Origin of the sequence: Yersinia sp. 1652 StPb PI (genome assembly GCF_041538345.1) — a bacterium.
GTDB lineage: Bacteria > Pseudomonadota > Gammaproteobacteria > Enterobacterales > Enterobacteriaceae > Yersinia > Yersinia enterocolitica_E.
Map to the genome: position 1 here is coordinate 2,455,228 of NZ_JAULSM010000001.1, position 12,731 is coordinate 2,467,958.

Sequence of the window (12,731 nt, forward strand, 5' to 3'; positions counted from 1 at the left end):
AGGATTCATTCTGTATTGATTAATAACTATATCGAAAATGCATCAAATGCGACGCGCTTGCCAGTACACACGTTTCCAATAAACATTTTCTAGCGATGAACGGATCACACCTTTACTCGTTGAGGCATGAATAAATTCATCATTAGTATCGTAAATACCGACATGCAACCCATTTTGTCCACTGCCAGTTTTGAAAAACACCAAGTCGCCAGGCATGAGTTCATCACGAGAGACTTTAGTGCCTAAGGTGGTCTGCGCTGCTGTTGTTCGGGGTAATTGCATATCAAAACGATCACGGAATGTGCGGTAAACAAACCCTGAACAATCAACCCCACTTTGATCCAGCCCACCATTACGGTATGGCGTTCCTTCCCATTGACGCAGTTGTTCATTCAGTTTAGCAACTACCACAATAGAATCTGATAAGTGACCACTCGGTGTTGGAGCATGGCTGCTACAACCAGCAAGAATCATACTGACCAAAAAGATCCAGAAACGCATCCGCATCGAGATATCACCAGGGTAAGGCTTAGCCAATCCACCGCACAGCAAGCTATTCGGCGCTATATCTGGCCAGCAAGAGGTACCAGTAGAGCTAATTTAGCTATCGAGTCTGGAAAAAACAAGTTATATGAATGAGATAATAGATTTAATCACTTTTTATGGGTTTGGTGTGAATCAGCCATATCCCCAGTAGGATAAACCCCGCCCCTAACGTTTTTAATAACGTCGCCGACTCATTGAACCAGGGTAACAATACAGCGGCTAAATAGACGAGCGCATAACTAAGACTCAGTAATGGATAGGCTCGATTGAGTGGCAAATACCTTAAGGCAAAAAACCAGCACAACATAGATACTGCATAGCCGGCTAGCCCGAAAGTTACCGCCATTAATTGTGTCAGATGATGTGCTAAAAACTGACCATTAATATCTGCCAACGATATTAATGGGGTATGCATCATCCCCCACTTCAACATGAGTTGGGCCATGGTCACCAACACCACACTGCCTATTCCCCACAGGTAACCTTTCATAAATGCCAACTAATCAAAAGGATGCCAAACATAATGGCGGCAACACCCAACCAATGGCGAGAAGTTGTCTTTTCTCCATAAAACAACTGCGCGGCCAAGGTCACCAACACAAAGTTAAAGCTTAATAGCGGGTAAGCCACACTCAAAGGCAGATGTTGCAATAAACGTAACCACAGCACCATTCCTAAGCCCAGCAATATCACTGCGATAGCAAGCCAACGCAGTGTTGGCGCAAGCCGTTTTTCACCAGATTGCCCCCAGCATTGTGCAGCTTGCTTCTGACACAGTTGCCCCGCACAGGTCAATAAACTGACAACTATCAATAGCAAATAATTTGTCATGGTGTCTTTTGGTACCACAAAAGTGCCAAACGATTCATTAAATTAACCTTGTCGGCTACCGGATAATGGGCAGAGATGTCCTCACCGCGAGATAATTGCACAACTAACGACACGTCACCTTGCTGCCTTGCATGAGCCAACCATTCACTAAAATCTTTATTGCTAATGTATTTATCTTTGCTGTCAGCATAGTTCAGCCCATAAGACAGCTCGCCCTTTTCGCTGAACATCAGTATATCGCTACGTTTCAGTTGCCACGCTAACCCTGCCGCTACCCCCGCACTGTCGGTAAGCACATAGCGACTGCTGCTCAACGCATCAAAATTATTCTGAATAAAATTTTGCGGCTGTTTGGAATCAATAACCTGTTGAGGAATCAGGTAACCCACCAGCAAAACCAACAATAATGGACAGGCGGCAGCCCAACGCCAATAACGGGCGTTATTATACAATGTAATCAGCCCCACCAACCCCCATCCAGTAAAGGCGACTATCCCCAACACTACTTTCTGCTGCTCGTGTGGCCCATAGGCGACCAAGTGCCCTACCAAATTCAAACCAATAACTAACACCGCCAGCGCGCAAACTAATCCAAAAATAAGATTTATTGCACCATTTATTTTCAGCGCGCGCATACGCATGTTACTGGCGCAATCTGTTGCATATGCCGCCATCAGTAAAGATAGTGGAGCCATACATGGCAAGATATACGTTGGGAGTTTTCCTTTAGCCACACTGAAGAATAACAACGGCATGACGACCCAACTGAGCAAAAAGAACAGCTCTGGTTTTGCCACCCGTTCACGCCACCCTTTAAGTAACGCTCCCGGTAATAACCCCAACCACGGCAATACACCGATGCAAAGAATAGGCAGGTAATACCAAATGGGGGCTTTATGTTGAGCATCTTTTTCAGCGAATCTCTGAATATGTTCAACCCAAAAGAAGTAATGCCAGAAATCGGGTTCACGTTGCGCGATGGCCAATGCCCACGGCAAGCTCAAGATTACCGCACCCAATATCGCTATCGGGCCAAAAATGATGAGTTCTTTTATTCGCTTTTGCTGTATGACAATAGGCAATACCGAAATAACCGGCACGGCCAACGCCAGAAAACCTTTGGTCATAAAGCCCATGCCACAAGCAAGGCCGAGCAAAAGGTAAGCCCCCACCTTCTGCGCCAAGGTTTCGGCCTGCAATGTGAGATAAAAACAGACCATTGAAGCGGTCAGCCATAATGAAATCATCGGGTCCAATACCGCATAGGAGCCGATACTAAATACCAACAACATGGAGAGATAAATTAATGTCGCCAGTACCGATGTGGAGCGATTACGCCACAATAAAGTCGCTAACCAATAGACTAATATTGCACTTAGCGCGGTACTAAAAATGGAACCAAATCGGACGGCAAAATTAGTGTCGCCAAATATCCACTGGCTAATATTATTAAACCAATATCCAGCGATAGGCTTTTCGAAATAGCGGATCCCCAGAAAATGCGGCACAACCCAATCACCACGTTGCAACATTTCCCGGCTAATCTCAGCGTAGCGAGTTTCGTCAGGTTGCCACAGTAAACGACTATTGATTGGCAATAGGTATAGCAAAGCAAAAAACAACGCCAACAGTGCTGCCCCGCCTCCTTTTAACAGTTTCATCCGACATCCTTAATTTTTGTCTGACACCCTAACCAACCCTCTCGGCCAGGAAAGGTGGTACGCTCGACGGTCCCTATCGGCAATAAATCTAAATCATCGGGTAATAACTCTCGAAGCGGGCAAAACTGGATACCTTGTTTTTTGGCCTGGACTAATAATTGCTCAAACATTACTGCCTGAGACATCCCTTCAACTTCAGCATGAATGGTATAAACCGAGACACCTCTATCACGCAAAATAGCTTCAATGATGAAATTATTAAAATCCTCAGCCCGCACTTCACTCCCTACGACTTCATCGTACGTTGGCAACGTAACAGGAATTTGTACACTGCCAAGACTGCCATCAGGTAATAGGGGGCGGAAAGGATGAGTACCACGACAATCACTGTTATAACGAAAAGCGAACGGTTGCTTGATGGCTAACACCCGCGAGTCTGCACGCCAGCCGGCAGCCGCGGAACAAGTTACCGGCTGCCCAATGCTGTTCTGTAATGCATCCACACCCCATTGAACCTGCTCAGTTAGCTGTTGTGTTGACCACGATGCAACCTTAGCTTGCCAGCCTTGATGATCCCATGCATGCAAACCAACCTCATGCCCTGCTTGTAACGTGGCTTTCATTAATGAGCCAAGGTCTTTACCGATTTTTTTACCCGGCCAGGCGGTTCCGGCCAGTAAGATATCCCAGCCATAAAGCGAAGCGGCATTAGAACGCAACATCTTCCACAAGAAACGAGGTCGGAAAAGACGCCACAAGTGACGCCCCATATTATCTGGGCCAACACTGAAGAAAAAGCTGGCGCTGATATCATACTGTTCCAATACAGCAAGTAATGATGGCACACCTTCTTTTGTTCCACGGTAGGTATCCACATCAATTCTTAGTCCAACTTGCTTCATAGATAATGCTCATCCTTTTGGGTTTCACCCAGTTCCAGTACAGCACCACGAAGGAAGAAATCCAAGGTTTCGCTGACAGTTTGCTGCAAAGCGATTTCTGGCTGCCAATGTAAAATACGTCGCGCATTCGTGATGCTGGGGGTGCGATATTCGACATCCTGATAGCCTTTACCATAATAGGCACTGCTTTCGATATCTTTAAAGCCAGCAAATGGTGGGAAGTGACCACGTAATTGATGTTTTTCAAAACTACTCAGCAGCATTTGCGCTAATTCGCGAATACTGGCCTCATTCGTCGGGTTACCAATATTGATTATCTGACCATCACAGCAGCCATCATTGTTCTCAATAATGCGAAATAGCGCTTCAATGCCATCATGAATATCAGTAAAACAGCGTTTTTGCGCGCCACCATCAACCAGTTGAATAGGAGAGCCTTCAACCAGATTTAATATCAATTGTGTAATGGCGCGGGAACTGCCAATACGAGCAGCGTCAAGGTTATCCAAACGTGGCCCCATCCAGTTAAATGGGCGGAACAATGTGAATCTGAGGTTTTCTTTCGCACCATAAGCCCAGATAACACGATCCAATAATTGTTTGGATACCGAATATATCCAGCGTTGTTTGTTAATTGGCCCAACAATCAGTCGCGAACTGTCCTCGTCAAACTCTTTGTCATCACACATACCATAAACTTCAGAAGTGGATGGGAAGACAATACGTTTATTGTATTTAACGCAATCGCGAACAATCTTTAAATTTTCTTCAAAATCTAATTCGAAAACACGCAGTGGATTGCGGGTATATTCAATTGGCGTCGCAATAGCCACCAGCGGCAAAATGACATCACATTTTTTAATATGATATTCGATCCATTCGGAATGAATACTGATGTCGCCTTCCACGAAATGGAAGAAAGGGTTATCCAAGAAACGACTAATAGCATCAGAACCAATATCCAAACCATAGACTTCGTAACGGTCATCACGCAACAAGCGTTCGGTTAAGTGATTACCAATGAAGCCGTTCACACCAAGGATCAGTACACGAGTACGTCTTTTCAAAGCATTGCTTGGTCTGTTAGCTAAACGCACATCCGTGACAATGCCCATTTCTTGGGCTAATCGGCTGCCCTGAACATACAAACCCGCGTCTCCCTGACCAGTAACAATCTCCAGCGCACCTTCACCGCAGGCGACAACTAAAGGTGAAATTGAGAGTATGGTGCCGGGTAACTTTCCGTGTGCCATCTTCAGCGGTCGCGCACGCCAGATGATGAGTTTACGCTGTCCAAGATAGCTGAATGCACCGGGATAAGGCTCCGTCACGGCACGAACTAAATTATTGATATCTGATGCTGACTTTTGCCAATTGACCTCTCCATCAGCAGCAGTTCGTCGGCCAAAATAGCTGGCATCGGCTTCTTTTTGTGGTGTCAGATGCAGTGAAGAACACTTCATTTTTGGCAATAAATCACGTAACAACTCTTGCGACGCTTCACGCATTTTTGCATGTAATGTCAATGCAGTATCTGTATCGCTGATGGTAACTTTGTGTTGGCCCACAATTGGGCCTGCATCAGCTTTTTTTACCATTTGGTGCAAGGTTACACCTGTTTCGGTCTCCCCATTAACCAGCGCCCAGTTAATCGGAGCACGCCCACGGTATTTCGGCAACAAGGAGCCGTGTAAATTGAACCCTCCTTGCGGTGCTAACGACAAAATTTCATCACACAGCATATTGCGATAATAGAAAGAGAAAATAATATCCGGCTGTAATTGCTTAATACGCTCAACCCATAACGGATGATTGGCATCATCCGGTGCAAATACAGGAAGTTCTAAATCAGCAGCAACCCGGGCCACTGAAGAGAAAAAACGATTCTCATTAGGATCGTCAGTATGGGTAAATACTGCCTGAATATCGTAACCTGCTGCTACTAGTGCTTTTAGACCTACACAGCCAATATCATGATAGGCAAATACAATCGCTTTCATTTTTCTACTTCCTGATTATTGTCGGTATGCTCTGTCCCGACCACTTTCTGTATGAAATAACGTGGGCGCGCGCGCACATCGTTATAAATTCGACCGATGTATTCACCGAGTAGCCCCATACCAACGAATTGGGCACCGATGAACATGAACAACACGGCAAAGAGCGTAAAGACACCGCCGCCTGCCCATTCCGGGCCAAATACCAAACGCAAAACCACTAACAGCACAGCAAGAGTAAAACCAGAAAGTGCAATGACACTGCCCACCAGGCTTAACAGACGTAATGGGGTCGTTGTCAGGCAAGTTATCAAGTCATACATGAGATTAATGAGCTTCATCAGGCTGTATTTTGAGTCACCGAATTCGCGCTCAGCATGATGAACTGTAATTTCAGTGGTACGGCGGGCAAAGGTGTTTGCCAGAATGGGAATAAAGGTACTGCGTTCGTGACAGTGTAACATTGCTTCTACGATATGACGGCGGTAGGCTCGTAACATGCAGCCATAGTCACCCATAGATTTACCTGTAGCACGTTGAATCATCAGATTAATCAAACGGGAGGCTGTTTTACGAAACAGCGAATCTTGCCGATTAGCGCGCACAGTCCCGACGACGTCGTAGCCCTCTTCTGCCACACTGACCAGCCGTGGGATTTCCTCCGGCGGGTTTTGCAGATCAGCATCAAGTGTAATGACCAAATCACCACTAACCTGATTGAATCCAGCCATAATGGCTGAATGTTGGCCATAATTACGATTTAGCAAAACTGCGATTATGTGGTTTTCAGGTACGTTCGCCGCTGTTGTCAAAATTTCAGCAGAACTATCACTACTCCCGTCATCAACCAGAATAATTTCATAAGGTTGGGTGAGTAACTTACAGGCAGCCGACGTCCTCTCTATTAATGCCGGCAAGCTCTCTTGCTCGTTATAAACAGGGATAACTATTGATACTTTTTTGATTTGCTCATTTTGTAACACGGTGCGGCCCTATAATAGTTGCCAATGCATCAACTACCCGGTCAACATCACTGTCTAGCATGTCGGGGAAAAGGGGCAATGTGCATAATCTGGCGGAATTCCACTCGGTATTGGGTAAGTGCAACTGTGGATAGCGTTCGCGATAATACTTTTGAGTATGGGCGGCACGAAAATGCAGACCAGTACCAATTCCTGACTCTTTCAACCGCTCCATCAGTGAGTCGCGACTCATTGCGCAGCGACCTTCATCAACACGCACCATAAACAGATGCCATGCATGGAGATGGGCATAGTCGGGAACCGCCAGGGGTTGCAAGGGGGAATCGTTCAATGCCTTATAGTAGCGGGCAACTAATTCCTGGCGACGAGCATTGATTTCAGGTAAACGCCTGAGTTGCACTACCGCAATCGCTGCGTGAATATCAGATAAGTTATATTTATAACCAGGCACTATGACTTCGGCCTGTGGGCTACGCCCTTGTCGCTGTCGATCAAAGGCATCCACACCCAGGCCATGAAACTTAAGTTGCCGTACTTTGTCGGCTAGCTCATCATCATCAGTAGCAATTAAGCCGCCTTCAGCACAAGTCATGTTTTTAATGGCATGGAAAGAGAAAATAGCGGTGCCCTTCTCGCCAATCCATTGATTACCATAGCGGGTGCCAGCAGCATGGGCCGCATCTTCAATCAATGGGATACCTTGATGCTGAGCAATTAAACGCAAAGCATCAAGATCACAGGGAGCGCCGGCATAATGTACCGGGATAATGGCTTTGGTTTTTGCGGTGATAGCTGCTGCAACATCCGCAGCATTTACCATTAAAGTGTCGCGATCAACATCAATCATTACCGGCTCAGCGCCCAGCAACACAATCATATTAAGAGTAGAAACCCACGTTTGAGACGGGGTAATAACTTCATCTCCTGGGCCAATACCCAAGGCCATCAAGGTGATATGCATTCCCGCAGTGGCCGAACTGACAGCAATAGCATGCTTGCAACCAAATGCCTTACAAAAATCAGTTTCTAACTGTTGATTCTGTGGGCCGGTGGTTATCCAACCTGAGCCTAATACATTTATGACCGCATTAATTTCGTCCGTACCGATTGACGGACGTGAAAATGGCAAAAAATTCTGCATTGAATAATCCCTTAGGACACCAGAGCTGTCGGCAACTATATGCTCACTTAAGTTAACGAAAACTAAACGCCCATCAGATAAACCGGTGGTCTGCTAGGGTCAACTCTAGTCCATTAACCTTAAATAAACCTTAAGATAGCGTTTTTTTGCTGATATATTCAGAAAGGGTATGTCACGAAGAAAGGAATTAGTTTTCATAGAAAAATCAAACAACTAACATAAAACACTGTGGGATGTTTCATCACAATGATTTAATAGATTTTATCTGCGGAGAAAAAGAAAAATAGGCGTCATAATAAATATTAATGCAAATTATAAATACAGGTTATTAATTTTATACTACCAATAAACTTAGTAGCTAAATGTAAGCATCATATGCTTTTTGTAATAATCCAATTCTGGCCATCAAAACTATGTATTTGAAACTCCACTTCGAACACATCAGATAAAATATCTGCCTCCATTACCTGTTTAGCCCCACCCTGTGCAAGCACGTCCCCTTTAGACATTAACCAAACCTGATCAGCCTGTTGCAAGGTATGGTTAAGGTCATGAGCACTAATGATAGCACTGCGCCCAGCCGCACAAAACTCAGCAAGCAGACTATCAAGTGCCACTTTTTGCGCCACATCAAGCCCGGTATAGGGTTCATCAAGTAATAACAGCTTGCTGTCAGCGTTGATATCCGGCCAAACTTGCAAGAATACCGCCGCGAGCCGAACACGCTGCCACTCGCCGCCTGAAAGTTGCGATAACATTCTTGGCAATTTATCGGTTAATCGTAATTTTTTACAGAGATAACCAATCGTTGCCGCTACAGCATCCAAAGCGGCACCGGCTGGCTGATACAGAGCCAGATATTGGAAAACCGGCATTAGAGTCAGAGCCGATTGCTGTTGACTTAGATAGGCTCGTGAACGGGCCAAGTCGTGCCCTGCATAGATGGGCAGTGGTTGCCCGGCCAGTAAAATATCACCACGAGCAGGCAACAAGCCTGCCAGAGCGGCCAACAGAGTACTTTTCCCGGCACCATTTGGACCTATCAAATGAATTTGCAACCCAGCAGCCACCTGGGCAGAAAAAGGCGCAAGGCGGGTTTCGACATGGACATTGCTGAGTTGCAAAAGCATCAAAATAAACCTGTTGTCGGTAAATTATTTGGTGGCTAACGCTTGAGTAATTGCACTGATTAGAATCGAATCTTCTGGTGCCATATCGGGAGCAAAACGCTCAAGGACTTCGCCCTCACGACTAACCAGGAATTTCTCAAAATTCCACAGAATATCACCCGGTTGCTTTGGCTCACGCCCCTTACTGGCTAACCGTTGATAAAATTCGCTCCCTTCCGGTTTTATTGCGACAGGCTTAGCCGCAATCAATTGCTGGTACAAAGGGTGCCGTTGCGGGCCATTAACCTCAATTTTACTAAACATCGGAAATTCAACCCCAAATGTGCCACGGCAGAAAGCTTGGATCTCTTCATCACTGCCAGGCTCCTGCCCCGCAAATTCATTACTCGGAAAACCTAAGACTTCAAAACCTTGCTGATGATATGTTTTATAGAGGTTTTCAAGCCCTTCATACTGCTTAGTCAGACCACACTGAGAAGCCACATTAACCACCAACAGCACTGAGCCTTTATACTTTTCCAGCAGAATAGATTCACTTTCAATGGTTTTAACAGGAATGGAATAAATTGGATTACTCATCAGGAAGGATCCTTATTCAGCGATGATATACAGATGAACTTACAAGAGTATCAATAGGTGTAAGGCAGATCACTTTACACTTTTCACTCGTGTCAGCAACCAGATAAATAATGGCGAACCCAACGTTGCGGTCACCACACCAATGGGCAGCTCAGCCGAAAATAGAGCGATACGTGCGATAACATCCGCAAACAACAGTATTCCAGCGCCAGCTAGTGCACATCCGCTTAGCAGATGGCGTTGGTCAGTTAAACCGGTCAATCGCAAGATATGGGGAATAACCAGGCCAATAAAGCTGATAACACCAGCCAGAGCAACACTAATACCTACCAGCAATCCTATAGCCAGTACTAATAAATTCCGCCATAAATGGAGTGGGATCCCCAACTGCCTGGCTTGCTGCTCACCCAATGACATAAAATTGAGCACTCGCCCCTGGCAACAAAGCCATACCACGATCGGCACCAATGCTACGACCAATCCCTGCTGTCGCCAATCTATGCCGCTGAATCCCCCCATCATCCAATACATCAACTGGCGTAAATCCAAGCTGGTACTGAAATAAACAGCCCATGTCATCACCGCGCTGCAAACGATCCCCAATGCAACACCAACCAGTAACAGACGAGCGTTAGTCAACAAACGCCGGCGAGCGAAACCTAACAGCAGCACCGTCATAAGTAAGGCTCCAGCAATAGCACAGCCACTTAAAAACCAGATCGGTAATAACCCGTGCCCTAACAAGACCGCCATAACTAATGCAACACCTGCACCATTCGCCACCCCCAACAGACCGGGTTCGGCTAATGGATTTTCAAACAATGCCTGCATTACAGCACCCGCAACAGCAAGACTTGCACCAACCATCATTACGGCTAAGGCTCGGGGCAAGCGCAACTGCCAGACGAATAATTGCCCGCTTTCACCGAACCACTGAGTGGGCCAAATCCACGCATCTCCAGCACACAAGCTGACTACCAGCGCAAAAAAAAGTATCACCACCAATCCCTTGAGGTAACGGTGATCACGTTGTTGTTGCCGCTGTTGAAGCGCAGTAAATAACTGACTGGTCTGCATTACATCCTCGGTCGCTGCCTCAGGATTAACCTGAAGATGTCTCATAAATATTAGGGGCTGATACCCATAGCTAGGCTACAGATAGTAGGGGGTTAACGCGATAAGGGGAAGTTTTGCATGAAGAATAAGACTTTTTTATGGCTGAGAACGCAAACTCTGTCGATGATTTTAGCGACAAAGCCTGCATTCATCGGTTACTTACTGTCAACGATGGCCCTTATTTTGCGATGGGTAGAGTGGCTGACCATCATGATTATCGTTATTATTTGGCCCACCTTGCTTAGCACCACTACCCTGTCGGCTATTATTCACTGGCTGGCCGCGCCCATTATTCTCACTGCCATTATTGTGCTGTGGCGAATTACCGTAATCGCTGCGTTCATTATGGCGTTGACTACCTTGCTGCCCACGGAACGGGTTATGGCCATCCTGCGGTTGTGGATGTTGCCAACGCCCCCCGTCCCAATAATAGCCACGGTCATTGCGATCACCAATATGGCCACCACGATGTTCATGCCACCACTGTGGCGGACGCCAATCATAACCATCCCAGTAATAGCCACGGTTGTCCTGATCACCTAGATGTAAGCTGACTCCGGGTATATTGATGTCAAGTGATACGTCTGCCTGTGCAAACGATGGCATTAATGCCAACACCCCAAGTAATAGCAGATATCTTTTCATATACATCCGAATATATCATTTAACAGTTATTAAATTTATATCAGCGAAAATAAAAACCATCTATCAGACAATCCGCTCTTTTCATTTTCATTTCATCTTACTTACGCAATACATACAGTCCTTACAAGTCAGACATTTTCATTTACCACCACTCCTAACATATCTTAACGTTTATCTGACAGTGACATTTATTGTATTGAATTATAATCCCAGCTTAGCCCGATAATAAAAGATGAGACAAATAAAATGCAACGTATAACGTTAATGACAATAGTACTCTTATTAAGCACTACATTATCAGCTTGCTGTATATTCCCACCGCATGGCGGTGGCGGTGGCGGTGGCGGTGGCGGTGGCGGTGGCGGTGGCGGTGGCGGTGGCGGCCCAAGGATGCATTATGACAACCATCAGTTGCGTTAGATTACATCCTAAAAAACAAGTATAAAACTGGCATTCAATAAGAATAGTCTAATTTATTTAGAAAATATATTGAGTGCTAACTTAAGTATTTCATGAAAATATAATCACGCCCAATCTGATTTGGATGCAAAAATTAATTATCACTTAATGATTAATATAGCCCTTACAATTTAATTAAAAAAAATGTTATAGAATGAATGGTGCCACTCCACCGAACATTAGCAGAAACATGACAAATCCTACTCTAGATTAATGCTTTGGCAACGGTTGTAGACTAGACAAACTAAATGCTGAAAATTCCATTGCCAATCAACCCCATTGGTTTCAGTGATCCCACCTTAAGGCTAAGGTAGAAAACAAATAAAGGGAAATGGCCCCAACCTGCGATCATGATGTGGGCACTTATAAAATAAAATCGATGATTCTCAATGAGGTACAGGCAAGAAAAAGGCCGCTTGCGCGGCCTTTTGTTTGGGGAAATACTTACTCTTTTGGAGTAGCACTCTCTACCCGGCTTTTTAGCTTTTGCCCTGGACGGAAAGTCACCACACGGCGCGCCGTAATAGGAATGTCCTCACCCGTCTTCGGATTACGGCCCGGACGTTGGTTCTTGTCTCGCAGATCAAAATTGCCAAAGCCAGACAGTTTGACCTGTTCGCCATTCTCGAGAGCACGACGTACTTCCTCAAAGAATAACTCAACCAGATCTTTGGCATCACGTTTGCTAAGCCCTAGCTTTTCAAACAGATGTTCTGACATTTCAGCTTTAGTAAGCGCCAT

At 45.5% G+C, this 12,731-nt stretch carries 14 protein-coding genes; 1 reads left to right on the forward strand and 13 read right to left on the reverse strand.

Annotated elements, in window-relative coordinates; translation table 11 throughout:
* Positions 1-42 precede the first annotated feature (42 nt).
* From Q2T71_RS11285 to Q2T71_RS11340, 12 genes are all read right to left on the reverse strand, one after another.
* A complete protein-coding gene (locus tag Q2T71_RS11285) occupies positions 43-507 on the reverse strand; it encodes an NlpC/P60 family protein (protein ID WP_083158708.1) in 465 nt (154 codons plus the stop codon).
* Positions 508-649: 142 nt separating this feature from the next.
* Entirely contained in the window at positions 650-1,036 is a 387-nt protein-coding gene (gene arnF / locus Q2T71_RS11290; RefSeq protein ID WP_372559137.1) for a 4-amino-4-deoxy-L-arabinose-phosphoundecaprenol flippase subunit ArnF, read from the reverse strand.
* Entirely contained in the window at positions 1,033-1,377 is a 345-nt protein-coding gene (gene arnE, locus Q2T71_RS11295) for a 4-amino-4-deoxy-L-arabinose-phosphoundecaprenol flippase subunit ArnE (RefSeq protein ID WP_083158706.1), read from the reverse strand. The genes arnF and arnE overlap by 4 nt, the downstream gene beginning before the upstream one ends.
* On the reverse strand, positions 1,374-3,038 hold the full coding sequence (arnT, locus tag Q2T71_RS11300) for a lipid IV(A) 4-amino-4-deoxy-L-arabinosyltransferase (RefSeq protein ID WP_372559138.1): 1,665 nt from the start codon (positions 3,036-3,038) through the stop codon (positions 1,374-1,376). Before arnT ends, arnE begins: the two co-directional genes overlap by 4 nt.
* Positions 3,035-3,940: a 4-deoxy-4-formamido-L-arabinose-phosphoundecaprenol deformylase gene (gene arnD, locus Q2T71_RS11305; RefSeq protein WP_372559139.1), complete on the reverse strand. Its 906-nt coding sequence runs from the start codon at positions 3,938-3,940 to the stop codon at positions 3,035-3,037. The genes arnT and arnD overlap by 4 nt, the downstream gene beginning before the upstream one ends.
* Positions 3,937-5,940 carry a bifunctional UDP-4-amino-4-deoxy-L-arabinose formyltransferase/UDP-glucuronic acid oxidase ArnA gene (arnA, locus tag Q2T71_RS11310; RefSeq protein WP_372559140.1) on the reverse strand — a complete coding sequence of 668 codons (2,004 nt, stop codon included), beginning with the start codon at positions 5,938-5,940 and terminating at the stop codon, positions 3,937-3,939. The genes arnD and arnA overlap by 4 nt, the downstream gene beginning before the upstream one ends.
* Positions 5,937-6,920, reverse strand: coding sequence for an undecaprenyl-phosphate 4-deoxy-4-formamido-L-arabinose transferase (gene arnC / locus Q2T71_RS11315; RefSeq protein ID WP_372559141.1), 984 nt, complete (start codon positions 6,918-6,920; stop codon positions 5,937-5,939). Before arnC ends, arnA begins: the two co-directional genes overlap by 4 nt.
* Positions 6,907-8,061, reverse strand: coding sequence for a UDP-4-amino-4-deoxy-L-arabinose aminotransferase (arnB, locus tag Q2T71_RS11320; protein ID WP_372559142.1), 1,155 nt, complete (start codon positions 8,059-8,061; stop codon positions 6,907-6,909). The genes arnC and arnB overlap by 14 nt, the downstream gene beginning before the upstream one ends.
* A gap of 371 nt (positions 8,062-8,432) precedes the next feature.
* Positions 8,433-9,191, reverse strand: coding sequence for a vitamin B12 ABC transporter ATP-binding protein BtuD (btuD, locus tag Q2T71_RS11325; RefSeq protein WP_193784652.1), 759 nt, complete (start codon positions 9,189-9,191; stop codon positions 8,433-8,435).
* Positions 9,192-9,215: 24 nt separating this feature from the next.
* Positions 9,216-9,770, reverse strand: a complete 555-nt coding sequence (locus tag Q2T71_RS11330; RefSeq protein WP_372559143.1) for a glutathione peroxidase — start codon at positions 9,768-9,770, stop codon at positions 9,216-9,218.
* 69 nt (positions 9,771-9,839) lie between these two features.
* Positions 9,840-10,847 (reverse strand): vitamin B12 ABC transporter permease BtuC, encoded by a 1,008-nt coding sequence (btuC, locus tag Q2T71_RS11335; RefSeq protein ID WP_083158699.1) that lies wholly within the window; start codon positions 10,845-10,847, stop codon positions 9,840-9,842.
* 204 nt (positions 10,848-11,051) lie between these two features.
* A complete protein-coding gene (locus tag Q2T71_RS11340) occupies positions 11,052-11,531 on the reverse strand; it encodes a DUF2502 domain-containing protein (RefSeq protein WP_372559144.1) in 480 nt (159 codons plus the stop codon).
* 246 nt (positions 11,532-11,777) lie between these two features.
* Between Q2T71_RS11340 and Q2T71_RS11345 the strand changes: the two genes are divergently transcribed.
* Complete coding sequence (locus Q2T71_RS11345; protein WP_372559145.1) at positions 11,778-11,951, forward strand: hypothetical protein; 174 nt, start codon at positions 11,778-11,780, stop codon at positions 11,949-11,951.
* Positions 11,952-12,434: 483 nt separating this feature from the next.
* On the opposite strand, the gene ihfA is transcribed toward Q2T71_RS11345, so the two are convergent.
* The gene (ihfA, locus tag Q2T71_RS11350; protein ID WP_002211830.1) at positions 12,435-12,731 is read right to left on the reverse strand and encodes an integration host factor subunit alpha; all 297 of its coding nucleotides are present in this window, start codon (positions 12,729-12,731) and stop codon (positions 12,435-12,437) included.